General features: G+C 57.2%; 17 protein-coding genes and 4 pseudogenes. 16 read left to right on the top strand and 5 right to left on the bottom strand.

What is annotated here, in order from left to right:
* Window positions 1–7: 7 nt before the first annotated feature.
* From N8E89_RS00965 to N8E89_RS00955, 3 genes are all read right to left on the bottom strand, one after another.
* On the bottom strand, window positions 8–1,192 hold the full coding sequence (locus tag N8E89_RS00965; protein WP_262260878.1) for a beta-ketoacyl-ACP synthase: 1,185 nt from the start codon (window positions 1,190–1,192) through the stop codon (window positions 8–10).
* Between the two features lie 75 nt (window positions 1,193–1,267).
* Window positions 1,268–1,549 (bottom strand): acyl carrier protein, encoded by a 282-nt coding sequence (locus tag N8E89_RS00960; RefSeq protein WP_106662881.1) that lies wholly within the window; start codon window positions 1,547–1,549, stop codon window positions 1,268–1,270.
* A 105-nt stretch (window positions 1,550–1,654) separates the two neighbouring features.
* The gene (locus N8E89_RS00955) at window positions 1,655–1,975 is read right to left on the bottom strand and encodes a histidine phosphatase family protein (RefSeq protein WP_262260877.1); all 321 of its coding nucleotides are present in this window, start codon (window positions 1,973–1,975) and stop codon (window positions 1,655–1,657) included.
* Between the two features lie 371 nt (window positions 1,976–2,346).
* On the opposite strand from N8E89_RS00955, the gene N8E89_RS00950 reads away from it, so the two are divergent.
* The 3 genes from N8E89_RS00950 to N8E89_RS00940 all read left to right on the top strand — a co-directional run bounded on the left by N8E89_RS00950 (window position 2,347) and on the right by N8E89_RS00940 (window position 5,932).
* Complete coding sequence (locus N8E89_RS00950) at window positions 2,347–3,303, top strand: AEC family transporter (protein ID WP_106662883.1); 957 nt, start codon at window positions 2,347–2,349, stop codon at window positions 3,301–3,303.
* 203 nt (window positions 3,304–3,506) lie between these two features.
* A complete protein-coding gene (locus N8E89_RS00945; protein ID WP_410010326.1) occupies window positions 3,507–4,907 on the top strand; it encodes an NAD-dependent succinate-semialdehyde dehydrogenase in 1,401 nt (466 codons plus the stop codon).
* Window positions 4,908–4,912: 5 nt separating this feature from the next.
* Window positions 4,913–5,932 (top strand): aldose epimerase family protein, encoded by a 1,020-nt coding sequence (locus tag N8E89_RS00940; RefSeq protein WP_106662885.1) that lies wholly within the window; start codon window positions 4,913–4,915, stop codon window positions 5,930–5,932.
* Here the strand turns inward: N8E89_RS00940 and N8E89_RS00935 are convergent.
* Window positions 5,929–6,846 carry a sugar kinase gene (locus N8E89_RS00935; RefSeq protein ID WP_106662886.1) on the bottom strand — a complete coding sequence of 306 codons (918 nt, stop codon included), beginning with the start codon at window positions 6,844–6,846 and terminating at the stop codon, window positions 5,929–5,931. The genes N8E89_RS00940 and N8E89_RS00935 overlap by 4 nt on opposite strands.
* Window positions 6,847–6,988: 142 nt before the next feature.
* Here N8E89_RS00935 and N8E89_RS00930 point away from each other — a divergent pair.
* A pseudogene (locus N8E89_RS00930) lies at window positions 6,989–7,601 on the top strand (pyridoxamine 5'-phosphate oxidase family protein).
* Between the two features lie 10 nt (window positions 7,602–7,611).
* Here the strand turns inward: N8E89_RS00930 and phnF are convergent.
* A pseudogene (gene phnF / locus N8E89_RS00925) lies at window positions 7,612–8,350 on the bottom strand (phosphonate metabolism transcriptional regulator PhnF).
* 90 nt (window positions 8,351–8,440) lie between these two features.
* On the opposite strand from phnF, the gene phnG reads away from it, so the two are divergent.
* The 12 genes and pseudogenes from phnG to phnE (N8E89_RS00865) all read left to right on the top strand — a co-directional run bounded on the left by phnG (window position 8,441) and on the right by phnE (N8E89_RS00865) (window position 17,985).
* Entirely contained in the window at window positions 8,441–8,923 is a 483-nt protein-coding gene (gene phnG / locus N8E89_RS00920) for a phosphonate C-P lyase system protein PhnG (RefSeq protein ID WP_106662889.1), read from the top strand.
* Window positions 8,923–9,534 (top strand): phosphonate C-P lyase system protein PhnH, encoded by a 612-nt coding sequence (gene phnH, locus N8E89_RS00915; RefSeq protein WP_106662890.1) that lies wholly within the window; start codon window positions 8,923–8,925, stop codon window positions 9,532–9,534. The genes phnG and phnH overlap by 1 nt, the downstream gene beginning before the upstream one ends.
* A gap of 3 nt (window positions 9,535–9,537) precedes the next feature.
* Window positions 9,538–10,646, top strand: a pseudogene (locus N8E89_RS00910) (carbon-phosphorus lyase complex subunit PhnI).
* Complete coding sequence (locus tag N8E89_RS00905; RefSeq protein WP_106662892.1) at window positions 10,643–11,515, top strand: alpha-D-ribose 1-methylphosphonate 5-phosphate C-P-lyase PhnJ; 873 nt, start codon at window positions 10,643–10,645, stop codon at window positions 11,513–11,515. The pseudogene N8E89_RS00910 and the gene N8E89_RS00905 overlap by 4 nt, the downstream one beginning before the upstream one ends.
* A complete protein-coding gene (locus tag N8E89_RS00900; RefSeq protein WP_262261995.1) occupies window positions 11,512–11,661 on the top strand; it encodes a hypothetical protein in 150 nt (49 codons plus the stop codon). The genes N8E89_RS00905 and N8E89_RS00900 overlap by 4 nt, the downstream gene beginning before the upstream one ends.
* Entirely contained in the window at window positions 11,606–12,289 is a 684-nt protein-coding gene (gene phnK, locus N8E89_RS00895; protein WP_262260874.1) for a phosphonate C-P lyase system protein PhnK, read from the top strand. The genes N8E89_RS00900 and phnK overlap by 56 nt, the downstream gene beginning before the upstream one ends.
* Before the next feature lie 67 nt (window positions 12,290–12,356).
* Window positions 12,357–13,067 carry a phosphonate C-P lyase system protein PhnL gene (gene phnL, locus N8E89_RS00890; protein WP_106663304.1) on the top strand — a complete coding sequence of 237 codons (711 nt, stop codon included), beginning with the start codon at window positions 12,357–12,359 and terminating at the stop codon, window positions 13,065–13,067.
* On the top strand, window positions 13,064–13,678 hold the full coding sequence (locus N8E89_RS00885) for a DapH/DapD/GlmU-related protein (RefSeq protein ID WP_106662894.1): 615 nt from the start codon (window positions 13,064–13,066) through the stop codon (window positions 13,676–13,678). Before phnL ends, N8E89_RS00885 begins: the two co-directional genes overlap by 4 nt.
* Before the next feature lie 97 nt (window positions 13,679–13,775).
* A complete protein-coding gene (gene phnC / locus N8E89_RS00880; RefSeq protein ID WP_106662895.1) occupies window positions 13,776–14,609 on the top strand; it encodes a phosphonate ABC transporter ATP-binding protein in 834 nt (277 codons plus the stop codon).
* 88 nt (window positions 14,610–14,697) lie between these two features.
* Entirely contained in the window at window positions 14,698–15,609 is a 912-nt protein-coding gene (gene phnD / locus N8E89_RS00875; protein ID WP_106663305.1) for a phosphonate ABC transporter substrate-binding protein, read from the top strand.
* 75 nt (window positions 15,610–15,684) lie between these two features.
* Window positions 15,685–16,654: pseudogene (gene phnE / locus N8E89_RS00870) on the top strand (phosphonate ABC transporter, permease protein PhnE).
* Window positions 16,651–17,985, top strand: coding sequence for a phosphonate ABC transporter, permease protein PhnE (gene phnE, locus N8E89_RS00865; protein ID WP_106662897.1), 1,335 nt, complete (start codon window positions 16,651–16,653; stop codon window positions 17,983–17,985). Before phnE (N8E89_RS00870) ends, phnE (N8E89_RS00865) begins: the two are co-directional and overlap by 4 nt.
* Window positions 17,986–18,020: the final 35 nt, after the last annotated feature.

The raw sequence follows: 18,020 nt of genomic DNA, 5'->3' as shown, positions 1-18,020 counted from the left end.
ATATCCTTCAAGCTTTGACCAGGCGGGCAACGCCTTCGCCACGGGTTCCGCCAATGGAGGTCGCCAGCGCTGTGTCGATGCTGGCCGGTCCTGTTTTTTCGTTCTCAGCATCGATTGGCGGGAAGGCGGAGCCCTTGAAAAGGCTCAGGGCTGCAAGCCCCACGACAAGTGAGAACTGCGCCTCGCGCAGATGGCCAAGTTTGCCCGCAACGCCGCGCACTACGGAACTCGAGAAGGTATCGAGCGCGGACTTTTCCGCCGCTGTTATGCCCTTCGCGCCGGATGCGCCTGAGATGATCAGATCGGCGGCTTTGTCGGCACTGGCCGCACCGACGAGTTTTGCGACAGTTTCAGTCAAGTCGTCCCGGCCACGGCGGATTTGTGTGCTGTACACACCCTCGATTGCAGCGTACGCGCGTGCGCCACGCTTCTTCGCGTGATCCGCACTCTCCAGTACGAGAAACGCACCGCCAGAGCCGGTCACAATGCCACCGCCGGCAGTGGCTTCCCGTTGCCAGAGAGGCGCCCAGCCATCCGTTTTCAGCATGCCATTCAACTCGTAACCGAGCAGCATATCGGGATGTTCTGAATTGTAAGCTCCACCGACAAGTGCATGTGTGCTTTGGCCCGAGCGAATGCGCGCAACCGCGGTATCGATCGCCGAAATACCTGCACCTTCTTCGCCCATGAAGGTACGTGAAGAACCGGTCACCTTGTGAACGATGGAGATGTTGCCAGCGAGCAAATTCGAAAGCTGTGCCAGGAACAGCGTTGGACGCAATTCCGTTGACAGTTTTTCATTCAGCATGGTGCCGAGATCATTACGAACCCGCGCCTCGGCCAGAATCTGCTTGTCGACGGTGACATCGCGTTCACCTCCGCCTGCTGCCACCACCATATCCATCGTCGAGCAGAGCGCTTCGTCGTCCTTGATACCAGCGTCCTGGAGCGCGAGACCGGCGGTATAGGTGCCGATGCGCTGCCAGGTCTCCATCTGCCGCTGGTCGCCGCGCTTTGGAATCTGGTTGTTCCAGTCAACCTCACCCAGCGGGTGGACGGTATAGGGCCTGAACGTCTCACTGTCGGTGCGAGGCTCGGCTTGGCCGTTGAACGCTTCCCAATGGGCATCGGCGCCTTCGCCGAGCGATGAAATCAGTCCGATGCCAGTGATAACGACGGTGTTGTTCTGCATTGTCTCGCAACACCGTTGTAACGGTGCACCCGGTTAGGTGGATAGAAGGAGCCTTTCCGAAATCGTGATCGGCAATCAGGCGTTTTTTGCGGCGACGAGTTCGTCGATTTTGGCGCAAAGGTTCTTCAACACGAAGTACTCTTCGGTTGGGACCTTGCCGTCATTGACTTCCTGAGTCCACTGTTCGAGCGGGATCTTGATACCGAAGGCCTTGTCGATCGCAAAAACGATGTCGAGAAAATCAAGGCTATCGATGCCGAGATCGTCAATCGTATGGCTTTCCGGCGTGATGGACTCGCGGTCGATTTCACTGGTTTCGGCAATGATATCGGCGACCTTGTCGAATGTTTCGGACAATTGATTTTCCTTTGCTTACCGTGCCTTTTGCGAGGCACTGATGTCTGATGAGCCGGTATCTAGCGTTTTTCACGGCTTAGGGAAAGACCAAAGCTTGCATGCTGATTAGTCGAATATGATTCTTCCGGCGATATGAATTGTTTCACCTTCTTCGGCTGGACCGACCACGACAGCCTCAGTCGGGCGGGGGGTAATCCCCGTCAGCGACATTATATTGGCACGATCCGTCATCATTACCAGATTGCCGGAACTCTTGAACTTGATGATCACCGCGCGGATCTCGTCAATCTGGGATTGCTTCGCCGCGTCGTCATTAGCTATTGGATCAAGGGGTTTGAAGACCTCGGCAGGGACCGAACCAAAGGAAAGGCGGGCGGTTTCTCGTGCATTGCACGTCGAACTGGTGAGGATCTTGTCGATTCGCACGCCTCGCGCGGCGAGATCGTGCCCCAAGTTTCTGGGCGAGTTGGCGTCCGCGATCCGACAGCGTTTGGGTTGCTGAACAATCGACCGAGTTATCCACCGTGGGGCTCAATGTTCCGGATGCGTCGGCACCCTGAATGAGGATCGTGTATCCACCCCGCGCCACGCGCGCCCAAGCGGCATCCGTCGCAACCGCATGCGGAATCGCTCCGAAGGCGCTCAGCGCGAACGTTGCTGCAACGAGTATAAAGGTCTGTAGCCGCTTCAACATTAGTCTCCTTATCAGCCGAAATGGTGATTTGGTGAAGAAAAAATAAAGTGAAGGCTTTGGAACAGCTTGCGTGACAGTTCCTGCAGGCCTATTCCGGACGGCGATGGGTCTGATTCAAACAATCATCGTCGTCTTCGGTGTGATTGCCATCGCTTATGCTGCGGCGCATTTCAAGCTGTTGGATGAGCGGGTTGGCGATGGCCTGTCTGACTTTGTCTTCATGATCGCCGCGCCCTTGCTGCTTTTCAGGACCATGGTGACCGCCGATTTTCATGGAGCGGCGCCGTGGCAATTGTGGATTGCCTATTTCACCGGTGTGATTGTCGCATGGGCAGCGTCAGATCTGGCAATCAAACTTTTTTTTGGACGCGATAATCGCGCGGGCGTCGTCGCCGGTGTCTCAGGTGCGTTTTCCAATCTCGTCTTTCTCGGCATGCCTCTCATGCTTGGTGTTTTCGGCCAGGAAGGGTTTGCCATCCTGTCGCTGATTGTCGCCATCCACATGCCCATTATGATGGCCGCTTCCATCACCCTGCATGAAATCGCGATGCGCCGGGACGGCGTTTTCGAAGGTGAGGGGAACTTTGCTTCGGTTGTGCTGTCGTTCTTCAAAAGCCTGCTGCGTAATCCCTTCGTACTTGGCATCCTCGCGGGCTGGACCTGGCGTCTCACCGGATTGCCGATGCCAATCATAGCCGATTCACTTATCCAGACATTGGCAAGCGTTGCTGGACCTGTTGCGTTGTTCGCCATGGGGATGGGGCTGAGGAAATTTGGCATTTCCGGCCATGTTACCGCTTCGCTGGTCATGTCAGCGATCAAGCTCGTTGTCATGCCCGCCGTCGTCCTGGCCGCAGCATGGTTCATCGGCCTGCCGCCCTTTACCGCAAAAATTGCGGTGGCTTCGGCGGCGTTGCCAGCGGGTGTCAACTCTTATCTGATCGCGACGCGCTTCGGCACGGGGCAGGCGTTGGCTTCCAATTCCATGGTCATGGCAACGGCCCTGTCGGCAATCACGATGGCTTTCTGGATTTCGGTCGTTACGCATATATTTGGCTAGCCGAAGCCTGTTGCAGCTTTTGCCAAAAAGGAGCAGGGTAACGCCATCGCCTTGACCAAGGCGCACATTGCCGCGCGCAGTGCAGGGTTATCCTTCACGGAACTCACCGAACAACAATAACCCTTCGAACACAGGGAGAAACATGATGTTGCAGAAATCCAGCCAGTTCATGAAGCAGGCGAGATCTCATCAATGGTGAGTGGGTGGCCGCCGATTCGGGCAAGACGATCGATGTCATCAACCCTGCGACCGGTTTGAAAATCGGTACTGTACCCAATTCGGGCAAGGCGGAGACACAACGTGCAATCAGTGCCGCTGCTGAAGCGTTCAAGACGTGGCGCAAGACATCGGTGCTTGAGCGTTCGAAACTGATGCGCAAGCTGCACGATGCCATTCTCGACAATCAGGAAGCGCTCGCCGAACTCCTTACATTGGAACAGGGCAAGTCGCTGGCGGAGTCGAGGGGTGAGGTCGGCATGTCAGCTGCCTATATTCTCTGGTATGCGGAAGAGGCGCGCCGGACCTATGGCGATGTCGTCCCATCGCCCTGGGCGGATCGCCGCATCCTCGTTACCAAGGAGCCGGTTGGTGTTATCGGTGCCATTACGCCATGGAATTTCCCGTCATCCATGCTGGCCCGCAAGATTGGTCCGGCGCTTGCGGCCGGCTGCACAGCGGTGGTCAAACCCGCAACCCAAACGCCCTATTCAGGTTTGGTCTGGGGCGCGCTCTGCGAAGAAGTCGGTATCCCGAAAGGCGTCGTCAATATTCTGACCGGCTCCGCTTCCGAAATCGGTGGCGAGATCACCAGCAATCCGCTGGTGCGCAAGATTACCTTCACGGGGTCAACCGAGATCGGCAAAATCCTGATCAAGCAGGCAGCCGATACGGTGAAGAAAGTATCCATGGAGCTTGGCGGCAATGCGCCGTTCATCGTATTCGATGATGCAGATGTGGATCGTGCGGTCGATGGTGCGGTCATGGCAAAATTCCGCAACTCCGGTCAGACGTGCGTTTGCACCAACAGGTTTCTTGTCCAGTCCGGGATCTACGACACATTCGTGGAAAAGTTTGCGGCTGCAACGCAAAAGCTGAAGGTCGGTGATGGCCTGGAAGCAGGAACCCAGCAGGGCCCCCTGATCGACGAAAAGGCCGTCGAGAAGGTCGAGGAGTTCATTGCCGATGCACAACAAAAGGGCGGCAAGGTGATCACGGGTGGCAAGCGTCACGCGCTGGGCGGCAGTTTCTTTGAGCCGACCGTGATCGGTGATGCGAAGCCGGACATGCTGTTCACCAAGGAAGAAATCTTTGGCCCGGTCGCTCCTGTCTACAAGTTCGGGACAGAACAGGAAGCGATCGATCTGGCCAACGACACCCAGTTCGGCCTTGCCAGCTATTTCTACACCCAGGATCTCGGCCGGGTATTCCGGGTTTCCGAGGGCCTGAAATATGGCATGGTCGGCGTCAACGAAGGCATGATCACAACTGTGGAAGCGCCCTTCGGCGGCGTGAAGGAATCCGGCCTCGGCAAGGAAGGCGGGCACCAGGGCATCGAAGATTACCTCGATACCAAATATGTTTGCGTTGGCGGTCTGGGGCTCTAAAATAAATGAACACAGAAATCTTCGGCCACACGTCTGATGGCGAGGCAGTCCACCGCATTACGATTTCCGGCGGCGGGCTGACCGCCAAAGTCCTTACCTGGGGCGCCGTTATTCAGGACCTGCGGCTCAAAGGTCACGAGCACCCACTGGTTCTCGGCTATCGGGAATTTGCCGATTATCCGGTCCATTCGCCCTATCTGGGGGCGACGGTCGGCCGCTCCATCAACCGTATTCGCAATGGTGAACTGACGATCGATGGCAAGACCTATGCGCTTGAGCGAAATTTTCGCGATCTGCACAATATCCATGGCGGCAGCGAGGGCGCGGGCAATCGTAACTGGGAGGTTGTAGCAGTTGGTCCGGATTATGTGACGCTAACTATCCAGTTGGGTGACGGCGAGATGGGCTTTCCAGGCAATCTGAGCATCACCTGTACTTACATGCTGGAATCGAAGGGAATGCTGGCCATTCGCATGGATGCCGTTACGGACAAGCCGACGATCTGCAACCTAGCTCATCACAGCTACTTCAATCTCGACGATGGCGGTGCAACCGGCGCGCTTGACCATCAGGTCCGGATCGACGCGCAGGCCTACCTTCCGGTCGATGCCGACCTCATTCCGGATGGACGGGTTTTGCCGGTCGCCGGAACAACTCATGATTTTCGGGAGTACCGGACGATCCGCCGTGAGGAAAACGGCCAGCAGATTGTCTATGACAACAATTTCTGCCTTGCCAGTCAGCGCCAGCCGCTGCGTCTCGTTGCCTCCGCCAAGGGTCCCCAATCAGGTATCGAGTTGAATGTGCTGACTACGGAACCCGGTGTCCAATTCTATGCCGGGAATACGCTTGGTGGACGCCCGCCAATCGGTTTGACCGGCAATACTTATGGGAATTATGCCGGTTTTTGCTTTGAAGCGCAGATATGGCCCGATTCCACGCATTTTCCCTATTTCCCTCAGGCAATCTTGCGGCCTGACGAAACCTACAGCCAGATGACAAAATACAGCTTCAAGAAGGCCTAGGCCTCGAACGCCTTGCGTGCCGCGTCCATGGGGGCGAGCGCTCCATGGAACTCCACGATGCGCGCAGCAACTCTGTGCGCGTGGGCCGCTGCTGTCACGGGATCCAGATTGGCGAGGCGGGCGGCGATGTAGCCGCCATTGAAACTATCTCCCGCGCCCGTTGTATCCACTGCCTTGGCGCGCGAGGCCGGAACCTCCTGGCGTATGTCGCCGGCAACGACCAATGCCGGTTCGGTGCCGTCTTTTACGACAATCTCGCGCACGCCGTAGGAAGCGATACGATTGGCGGTGTCTGCCGGGGTCGCATCGCCAAAGAGCGCATTCTCATCCGGGAACGTCGGCAGGGCAATGTCGGCAACGTGAAAGGCATTGCTCAAGACCTGCTTGGCTGTCTCGGTGTTTTCCCACAGGCGTGGACGATAATTGGCATCAAAGACGATACGCGAGCCCTGGCGGCGTGCGTTGCTAACCGCATTCAGGACGTTCTGACGGCTTTTCGGGCTCAAAATGCCCATGGTAATACCGGAAAAATAAATGATCTCGCGGCCATCGAGACTTTTCGCCAATGCTTCCGGATCATCGGCAAGGTGACGGGCGGCGGCATCGTTGCGCCAATAGGTGAAGGAACGCTCCACCCCCGTCAGTGTGATGGCATAAAGACCGGGGCGCGCGCCCGGGATAATCGGGCTGTTGGCCGTGTTGATGCCATTGTCGCGCAGGAATGTACGCTGTTTCACCGAAAAGGGATCGTCGCCAAAGGCGGTCACGTAATCGACTGCGAATTGCGGCGCGGTGAGGGCGCGGACATACCAGGTGGTGTTCAGTGTATCGCCGGCAAAACCCATGCGCCACTGCTCGCCATTGGCGCCGGACAATTCGATCATGCACTCGCCAATCGCCGCAAATCCGCTCATGAAATCCTCCACAACTCCGGTCGGCTGCGACTGATATACGAGTGTGCCGCCGCTGTCATTTCCTAAAACCAAGGGCTGTCATATTCAATTCGTCATGCCATGTTAGTCGGCGAATGCGTTTTCAAGGTGAACGGAGGTGGTGATGTCGCGGATCACGACGATTGAACAGCTCGAAGCCATATATAGCGGCATTGCCGACGCATCGACCGCCAAGGTGACGGATCGAATCACTGCGGAATACCGGCTGTTGATCGAGGGCTCGCCTTTCGTGGCTCTGGCAACCGGCGGTCCTGAAGGGCTCGACTGTTCACCGCGCGGCGACCTTGCCGGCTTCGTGCGGATACACAACGAACAGACGCTTATGCTGCCGGATCGCCGCGGCAACAATCGAATTGATCTCGCTGCGCAATATCATCCGCGATCCGCGCATTGCCCTGCTCTTCCTCATTCCCGGACTCACCACGACATTCCGGGTGAATGGCAGGGCATTTATCGATACCGACCAAGCACTGCTCGAAAGCTTCATCATTGATGGCAAGGCGCCGCGTTCGGTTATCGTCGTTGACGTTGAGGAAGCCTATTTCCAGTGCGCGCGTGCGCTCATCCGCTCCGACTTGTGGAATCCGGCGAAGCACCGCTCGCCCAAGGAATTTCCAACGCCCGGGCAGATTTTGGCTGCACTCAGCGAAGATCGTGTGGGTGGCGAGACCTATGATCGCGAATGGCCCGAGCGCGCCGCGAAAACCATGTGGTGAATTGGCCGGTTCATCTATTGTCGATGGCAATTTCCATCCGGTCGGCGGCAAAGCGGGTCTTGGCATATTCGACGGGATAACCTTCCATGTCGACGTTGATGGCGGTGGCGACAAGAACGATCGCGCCGGGCGAGAGCCGCAGATGCCGCAGATCCTCCGCATCCGCGTGGCGGGCGGCAATGATCGTCGACTTGCGCAAATAATCGTCTATTCCTGCAGCTTTAAGTGCAAATGTTATCGATCCGGATGAACGGTAATCTTCGACGATATTCGGAACGCGCGCTGCATCAAACCATGCCGTGGCGCAGGACACCGGACTGCCATCTGCCGTATGCATCGTGTCTATTCTGATGACCTGTCCCGCTCCCATATTCAACGCTTCAGCGACTTCAGGTGTCGCGTCTTCTACACGGTGCGCAAGCAGAATGCCTTTGGTTTCGCGCACTTGCGTCGCCAGAATTTGCGAGAAGCGGGTTCGCTCGCCAATGCGGTAGATCAGTTTCTTGCTGTTGGCAACGAAGGTGCCGCGCCCCTGTTCGGCCCGCAGGACACCTTCCTTGGTCAGGGCGGCTATGGCGCTGCGAGATCGTGTGGCGATTGACGTCGAAACGAGTAGCCAATTCAACTTCCGGTGGCATTCGCGCCCCGCTGGTCATTTTCCCCGCCGTGATGTCGCCCCTGATCTGATCGGCGATCTGGCGCCAGATGGCCACGCCACTGTTGCGGGTGATGAATCGTTCTGAAGGCACGCTCTGTCATGCTCCTGTCATTGACGGGATCTATAGCTAGGTTTATTGTCTAGTTGTATAGATGAATAGACAAATAGCAGTGAGGTGTCAATGAGCAACGAACATTCTGGGGCCACCCCAGCCGCTGGCGAAACTGATTTCGGGCGCAAAGCCGCCATGGCTTTGCTGGCGCAGGCGACCGTGCAGGAGCTGACGCAGTTCTGGGGGCAGTGGGCTGACAAGCCGCGGGTTGAAACGCTGCGCGGGCCGGAAACCGGACTTGTGATGGTGCGCGGACGGATCGGCGGCGGCGGCGCTCCCTTCAATCTGGGCGAAGCGACTGTGACACGCGCGACCGTACGGCTCGGCAGCGGCGCAGTTGGCCATGCCTATGCGCTCGGACGGCAGGGCGAGAAGGTGCGCCTTGCGGCTGTCTTTGACGCGATTTGGCAGGAACCGGTTCATCGCAGGGCTGTTGAGGATGCGATCCTTACTCCCATTGCGCAACGCCTTGATGACAATCTCGAACACAGACGAGCCGAAACGGCAGCGACGAAGGTCGATTTTTTCACAATGGTGCGGGGGGACGACTGATGCGTGCAACGACACAGGTTTTTGAGGGCGGCTTCAGGGATACGGTGCGCAATTCGCAGGAAATTTTCCGGGCGCTCATGGACGCTATGGCCAACCCTGGTCGCGTCATGCCCGTGCGCGATCTTGTCAACGCCCCCGCGCCACTCGCGCCGGTTGCCGCATCGATTGCAGCGACACTGTTCGACCATGACGCAACCGTTTGGTCCGACAAGGCAATCGCCGGTTCAGAAGCTGCAATTGGTTGGCTGAAGTTTCACACGGGGCTTGAATTGACAACGAATCCATCCGACGCGCAGTTTGCCCTCATTAGCGACGCCGAAACCATGCCTTCGTTCGAAGCATTCGCCAAAGGAACCTCGGAATACCCGGATCGCTCGACGACCCTTATCTTGCAGATCGACGGTTTCGATGGTGCCGGGGAACTAAGGCTCGAGGGTCCCGGGATCAAGGACATCCAGACCTTTGCGCCAAGTCAGTTGCCGAAAATGTTCATCGATCAATGGGCCGCCAATCGCGGTGCCTTTCCGCGCGGTATTGATCTGATCTTTGCTGGCAAGGGCGCGCTCGCCGCTTTGCCGCGCACGACACGCATTTCGAAAAGGGAGGCTTGAGCCATGTATGTTGCCGTCAAGGGCGGTGAAGCCGCCATTCGCAATGCGCACAAACTGCTGGCTGACCGCCGCCGTGGTGATCGCTCCGTGCCTGCGATCGGGCTTGAGCAAATCGTCGAGCAGCTGGCGCTGGCGGTAGACCGCGTGATGGCGGAAGGTTCGCTGTACGACACGGAACTCGCGGCGCTGGCGGTAAAGCAGGCGCGGGGAGACATGATCGAGGCGATCTTTCTCGTCCGGGCCTATCGCACGACGCTGCCGCGTTTTGGCTATACCAAACCTGTCGAGACTTCGCTGATGGCGATCGAACGCCGCATCTCGGCAACGTTCAAGGACCTGCCAGGCGGCCAGTTACTGGGACCGACATTTGACTATACCCATCGCCTGTTGGATCCGGAGCTGGCAGGGGATGTCGCGGTAGAAGTCCCTGAACGCCGGGTTGAATCGCATGAACAGACACCGCGCGTCACCGACATTCTTGGTCATGACGGCATGATCGAGATCTGACGGCGATATGCCAGAGGGGGCCGATACCGGCGATCTCACGCGTGAACCTTTGTCGTTTCCGCTGGAGCGCGACTTGCGACTACAGGCGCTGGCGCGCGGCGATGAAGGTTTTCTTCTCGGGCTCGCCTATTCGGCGCAACGCGGCTATGCGCGCAGCCACCCCTTTGCCGGCGAAATCCGCATTGGCGAAGTCGAAGTCGAGCTTGAGGTTGCTGAACTCGATTTTCCGCTGACGCTTGGCCGCATTCGGGTGACCGAGTGCCAGATGGTCAATCAGTTCAAGGGTTCATCGAGCGAGCCCCCGCAATTTACGCGCGGCTATGGCCTTGTCTTTGGGCAGAGCGAGCGGAAATCGATGTCGATGGCGTTGTGCGATCGGGCTTTGCGGGCGCGGGAACTAGGCGAAGACATTACTGCTGCAGCACAGGACGAGGAATTCGTCATTTCCCATAGCGACAATGTGCAGTCGACCGGTTTCGTCGAACATCTGAAACTGCCGCATTACGTCGATTTCCAGGCGGAACTCGACCTGATCTCGCCGCATGCGCTCCGAGCATGAGCGCCGCCACACCGAAAACAATGGTACTCAAGAGGCAGCAGAATGACAGAGCTTGCGACGTACAATTTCGCCTATCTTGACGAACAGACGAAGCGGATGATCCGCCGTGCAATTCTCAAGGCCATAGCCATTCCGGGTTATCAGGTGCCTTTCGCCTCTCGCGAAATGCCGATGCCCTATGGCTGGGGGACAGGCGGCGTCCAGGTGACTGCCGCAGTCATTGGCCCTGACGACACGCTGAAGGTGATCGATCAAGGCGCCGACGACACCACCAATGCCGTATCGATCCGGGCCTTTTTCCAGAAGACCGCCAACGTTCGCGTAACCACGAAAACGACGGAAGCGACGATCATCCAGACGCGCCATCGCATTCCAGAGGCTGCGCTGCAAGCGGGGCAAACGCTTGTGTATCAGGTGCCAATTCCGGAGCCGCTGCGTTTCCTCGAGCCGCGCGAAACCGAAACGCGAAAGATGCACGCGCTTGAAGAGTATGGGCTGATGCACGTGAAGCTCTACGAAGACATCGCCCGGCATGGTCATATCGCCACCACCTACGCCTATCCTGTGAAGGTCGAAGGCCGGTATGTGATGGATCCTTCGCCCACCCCAAAGTTCGATAATCCGAAGATGCACAATTCACCGGCGCTGCAATTGTTCGGGGCAGGGCGCGAAAAGCGTATCTATGCCATTCCGCCTTATACGGAGGTGGTTAGCCTCGACTTCGAAGATCATCCATTCGAGATCCAGACATTTTCGCAGCCCTGCGCGCTGTGCGGCGCCAAGGGAAGCTATCTCGACGAGGTCATCCTCGACGACAAGGGCGGCAGCATGTTCGTCTGTTCCGATACGGATTTTTGTGAAGACCGGCAGGCAGAAGGCCAGCTTTCGGCCAACCCAGCGGAGGCAGCAGAATGAGCGAGACACCACTCCTTAAAGTCAGTTCGCTTTCGAAATTCTACGGGAGCCGGATCGGCTGCCAGAACGTCACATTCGAGTTATGGCCGGGTGAGGTCCTTGCTGTCGTGGGCGAGATCCGGTTCGGGCAAGACGACGCTGCTTAATTGCCTGGCGACGCGGCTTGCGCCATCTGCCGGGTCGGTGGAATACCGGATGCGTGACGGTCAATTCCGCGACCTCTACCGCATGAGCGAGGCCGAACGGCGTTTCCTGATGCGCACCGATTGGGGGTTTGTCCACCAGAATCCTGCCGATGGATTGCGGATGACTGTCTCTGCCGGCGCCAATGTTGGCGAACGGTTGATGGCAGTCGGCGACCGGCACTATGGCAAGATCCGCGCCACCGCGACCGATTGGCTGGGCCGGGTGGAGATTGCCGAGGACCGTATCGACGATCAGCCGCGCGCTTTCTCCGGCGGCATGCGCCAGCGCCTGCAAATTGCCCGCAACCTTGTGACCAGCCCACGTCTTGTCTTCATGGACGAGCCAACCGGAGGTCTCGATGTATCGGTGCAGGCAAGGCTGCTCGATCTTCTGCGCGGCCTCGTCAATGATCTCGGTCTCGCAGCAATCGTCGTTACGCATGATCTTGCGGTGGCACGTCTTCTCTCGCACCGCATAATGGTGATGAAGGATGGCCATATCGTCGAAACAGGTCTCACCGACCGCGTGCTGGACGACCCGCAGGCGCCTTACACCCAGCTTCTCGTCTCTTCCATTTTGCAGGTCTAGAAGCAATTCCAGGAAAATGTGCAGCGGTTTTCTGTCCGGAATTGCGATAAAACAAAAAGGTAAAATCATGCCGACACCTCTCGTTGTTTCCGATGTCGCCAAGAGCTTCACCATGCATCTGCGTGACGGCATTCGACTGCCCGTCGTGGCAAACGTCTCCTTCTCCATCAAGGCCGGTGAATGCGCGGTGCTTGGTGGTCCATCCGGGGCTGGCAAGAGCTCGATCCTGAAAATGATCTACGGCAATTATGCCGTGGATGCCGGCCAGATCATTGTGCCGTACCGCGATCGGCTGATTGATGTCGCAGCTGCCGATCCGCGCACCATGCTCGGCATTCGACGCGACATGATCGGGTACGTCAGCCAGTTCTTGCGCACCGTGCCGCGTGTTGCGGCATTGGACGTGGTGGCCGAACCGCTGATCGCGCGCGGTGTGGATCGCACCGGGGCCCGCGACAAGGCAGCGTCATTGCTTGCCGGGCTCAACCTGCCGGAACGTTTGTGGTCGCTACCGCCGGCCACATTTTCCGGTGGTGAGCAGCAGCGCGTCAATATTGCACGCGGCTTCATTACCGACCATCCGATCCTGCTGCTCGATGAGCCGACAGCATCTCTCGACGCCAAGAACCGCGATGTCGTTGTCTCGATGATACAGCAGAAGAAGGCTTCCGGCGTTGCCATGCTCGGGATCTTCCACGACGAGGACGTGCGTGAGGCTGTTGCCGATCGCATTATCGATGTTACGGCGTTTTCAGTATCAAACGAGGCTGCAGCATGACCAGGCTTTCAGAAACGCCGTTCATTCACGCGACCGCGTCTGTTCATGATTGCCAACTCGGTCGATACACGGAAATCTCCGAGCGCTGCCGCATCAGCGAAGCCATCCTTGGCGACTACTCCTACATCATGCAGGACGGTGCTGTCTGGTGCGCAACCATAGGCAAATTCGCGAACATCGCCGCGAGCGTTCGCATCAACGCGCCCAATCATCCGACATGGCGGCCGACACTGCATCATTTCACCTACCGATCCAGTGACTATTGGGAAGATGCCGGCGTCGACGAGGCATTTTTCGAATGGCGCCGGACGAACTTCGTCACCATTGGCCACGACGTCTGGATCGGCCATGGCGCAACCATTTTGCCGGGTGTCACCGTTGGCAACGGGGCTGTGATCGGGGCGGGGGCGGTCGTCTCCAAGGATGTCGTGCCCTACACCATTGTCGGCGGGGTTCCCGCCCGCAAAATCCGCGATCGCTTTGATGGGAAAACGGCTGAACGCCTGCAGATCCTGGCATGGTGGGACTGGGATCACGCAAAATTGCGCATGGCTCTCGATGACTTCCGCACGTTGGATATCGAGGCTTTTCTAGAGAAACATTCAGCCTGATCAAAGCTTTACACAGTTGTCACGCAACTGAAATCAAACTGCCATCGCAGCTTCACACAATCGCTTTACGACAGTTCAAGGCCAAAGGGATGAACTGATGCTGAAGATTGAAAATGTGACGAGGCGTTTTGGCAAGTTCACTGCCATCGACGATGTCAATTTGGAAATCCCGCAAGGTCAGATGGTTGGTATTATCGGCCGTTCAGGCGCGGGCAAATCGACCCTGCTGCGCATGATCAACCGGCTGGTCGATCCCTCCGAAGGGTCAATCTTCTTTGAGGGAACCAATGTTGCGCAATTGAGAGGTTCGCAGTTGCGAAATTGGCAGCGTGACTGTGCGATGATCTTCCAGCAATTCAACCTTGTGCCGCGCCTTGATGTTCTCACCAATGTGCTGCTTGGCCGTCTCAATCACCGGTCGACCATCAAGAGCCTTTTCGGCATGTTCTCTCGCGAGGAACGCGCCATGGCGATCGCTGCTCTCGAGCGGCTGGATATCGCCAAGACCGCCTTGCAACGGGCCGGAACGCTCTCCGGAGGGCAGCAGCAACGCGTGGCCATCGCACGCGCCCTCATGCAAAACCCCAAGATCATTCTTGCCGACGAACCCATCGCCTCGCTCGATCCACGCAATGCCCAGGTTGTGATGGAGGCGCTGCGTGACATCAATGAGAAGGAAGGTCTGACAGTTGTCACCAACCTGCACACGCTGGATACGGCGCGGCATTTCTGTCAGCGGATCATCGGCATGCAGGGTGGCAAAGTTGTCTTCGACGGAACGCCGGACGACCTGACAGAACTTGCTGCGCGCCGCATCTATGGCGCCGACGGTATCAAGGACGCGTTTTCAGAAGCCATTACATCGACAAGCATCAGCCGCGGCGCACCAAAGCCGATACCGGAGCTGGAGGCCATTCTGGCCGCGCGTTGAGCGCAACGAGATCGTCTCGCCCACGTACGGGCTCATATGAAAATAGATCGCAAACCCATTTTTGGACGTTTGACAGGAGAGAACCATGTTGCTCAAGAAAGCCCTACTGAGTGCAATCGCAATCGGCGCAATGCTCGCTGGTTCGATGGCCCGCGCTGAAAACCTCGAAACATTCCGCGTTGGCATTATCGGTGGCGAAAATGAGGCCGATCGCCTGCGCAATTATCAGTGCATTGTCGATCAGCTGCCGAAGGTCCTCGGCGTCAAGGAAGTGAAGCTTTTCCCGGCGACCGATTATGACGGCGTTATCCAAGGTCTGCTAGGCGGTACACTCGATTATGCAGAACTTGGCGCGTCCGGTTTTGCAAAAATCTACCTGACCAACCCAAAGGCGGTCGAGCCAATCCTGACGACGGTTCAGACCGATGGTGCGACCGGGTATTATTCGATCATGGTTGCCCGCAAGGACAGCGGCATCAAGTCTCTCGCTGACATGAAGGGCAAAAAGCTTGGTTTTGCTGATCCGGATTCCACGTCCGGCTATCTTATCCCTGTGACTTCACTCCCGAAGGACATCAAGACTTCAGTCAAGGATTACTTCAGCGAAACGGGTTTCGGTGGCGGTCACGAGAACCTCGTGCTGGCCGTCAAGGACGGCAAGTTCGATGCCGGCACCACCTTTGGTTCGGGTGTTGGTAAATTTGACGAAGGCTATACATCAGGCAACCTGCGCAAAATGGTCGACAAAGGTGTCATCGACATGAAGGACTTTGTCGAACTATGGAAATCGCCGCTCATTCCGAACGGTCCGATCGTTGTTCGCACATCGCTCGACAGCAACCTGAAGTCCAAATTCAAAGACTACATGATGAACTTGCCGAAGTCCGATCCCGCCTGCTTTGCAGCGACAATGGGCGGTGACTTCAAAGGTTATACGGAAGTGAACACCGAATTCTATCAGCCGATCATTGACGCCCGCAAGGCTCAGATCGGCGGATAATTTCACAAAAACCGCCCACGGCCAGTTCCCCCGGGATCTGGCCGTGATTTTTTTGTGCCCTGGAAGGATAGATCAATGAGCCGAGCCATTTCCGCCGAGCTTTCCGCTGACGGCATCCAGATCGAACGGCACTGGCAGGAGCTCGCCGCCCGCCGCCGCGCTTATTCCTGGCTCATCTCGATATGCCTGCTGGTTGCAGTGGCTGGCTCCCTCTGGTTCGCCAATGAGTCAAATGCCGGCAAATTCTTCGACCGGCTGCCACATTTTTTCGATTTTGCGGGCGATCTCATTCCGCGTGACGGCTGGGAAGTCTGGCGTGCCATGTTCGATCTGCCATCGCCCTATTTCGACGGAAGTATGAAATATGATTATCCGGAGGGGGCGGGTCTATCTGTTTGGCGGATTCTACTTTCCGGAATATTTCTATAAAATGCTGGAAACGCTCAATATTGCGATCCTTTCCACGCTCGTTGGCTTTATTTTCGGCTTCCTGCTCTGCTTTCTCGCCGCCAAGAATCTGGTGAAGAGCAAGCTGATCCGTTTCGCGGCGCGCCGCTACATGGAAATCCTGCGTGCATTCCCCGAAATCGTCATCGCCGGCTTCTTTGCGGCGATATTGTCACTGGGCCCGATCCCCGCAATGTTCGCCGTCGGCATCCACACGATTGGAGCGCTGGGCAAGCTGTTCTTCGAAGTCGTCGAGAATGCAGATATGAAAGCGGATGAAGGTCTGCGGGCCGTTGGAGCAAACTGGTTCGAACGGGTCGGCTTCGGCATTGTCCCGCAGGTCATGCCGAACTTCATGTCCTACGCACTGCTCCGTCTGGAAATCAATGTCCGCGCCTCGACCATTATCGGTGCTGTCGGTGGTGGCGGAATTGGCGAGGAGTTGCGGCTGTCGATCGGCCGGGGCCATCAGGCAAAGACGCTCGCCATCGTGCTGCTGTTGCTGGTGACGATCATCGCCGTCGATCAATTTTCCGCCTGGTTGCGCCGCCGTCTTGTCGGCAATCAGGCCTTCGCTTTTGGTGGGAAGCAATCATGAATGCACTCTCGTCCGCCGCCATCACCGATTTTGAAACGCGCCACCCTGCTGTCTTCAACCCACCCGTGTGGAAGCGCTTTATGCCGCTTCTGATCGGTGCTGGCATTGTACTTTATGTCGTTTATTGCTGGTGGTTCTTTTCCATAGGAGCCGTGCTTTCCAGCGGCCAATGGCAGCGCGCCGAACTCTATGCACGCGACTGGGTTTCCTACGCAGTCAGAACGACCGTACGCATGTCGCCCACAGCAACAACAGTCACATATCCGCGGTTTTCCGAGCTCGGCGACAATCCAAAACCGGATTGGGTGGTTCAAAACGGCAACAATGTCGCCATATCGTTCGGCGCGGGCAAATCGCTTGATATCAATGACAGCCGCGTGATCGCCACACGCAATGGCGAAAGCCTGACGGTTCTGATCGCAGCCGACGGTGCCAAGCCTCAAGGGGCGCTGCCTGAATGGGCGACGCTGAAAGAGGATCAGGTGACCGTCACTTTCGGTTTCGCCGGTCAGGCGGACATCATTCCGGAACGCGTTGTGGTGAGCCGGCGGTTTCCCGGATGGGCGAATTTTGTGTTCGATACCAATTCGCCCTTCTGGAACAAATCATTCGGCGAAGTGGCATCGATGATCACAAGCGGCGAACGCATCAAGCCGGAAATGTCCAATGCTGCCCTCGCATTCGACAATATCTGGTACAATTCGTCATGGCAGCACGGCGACGTCTGGACGAAGCTGATGCAAACCATCGTCATGGCCTTCATGGGAACGCTGCTTGCGTCACTGGTTTCGTTTCCGTTAGCATTTATTGCCGCCCGCAACATCATGCCGAATTTCTTCGCCAACCAGATCACCAAGCGCTTCTTCGATTTCTTGCGATCGGTCGATATGCTGATCTGGGCGCTGTTCTTCACCCGTGCCTTTGGTCCTGGGCCGCTCGCCGGTATCTCGGCCATCTTCTTCACAGATACAGGCACCTTGGGCAAAGTCTATTCCGAGACCTTGGAAAATATCGACGACAAGCAGCGCGAGGGTGTGAAATCAGTCGGTGCCTCGCCATTGAATGTGCAGCGTTACGGTGTCGTGCCTCAGGTACTGCCGGTCTTTGCCAGCCAGGCGCTGTATTTCTGGGAGTCCAATACGCGGTCCGCGACCATCATCGGTGCAGTGGGGGCAGGCGGCATTGGTCTCAAGCTCTGGGAGGCTATGCGTACAAACACCAACTGGCACAATGTCGCCTATATGGTGGTGCTCATTCTTGCGGTGATCTTCATTTTTGACAACATATCCAACGCGCTGCGCTCACGCTTGATGGGAAGGCAGCAGCATTGAGGCAGGTTGTGTTCAAAGGCTTGTCATAATCGGAG

The sequence above is a fragment of the Phyllobacterium sp. A18/5-2 genome, from assembly GCF_025452215.1.
Taxonomy (GTDB): Bacteria; Pseudomonadota; Alphaproteobacteria; order Rhizobiales; family Rhizobiaceae; genus Phyllobacterium; species Phyllobacterium sophorae.
This window is presented reverse-complemented; position numbering and strand designations above follow the sequence as displayed.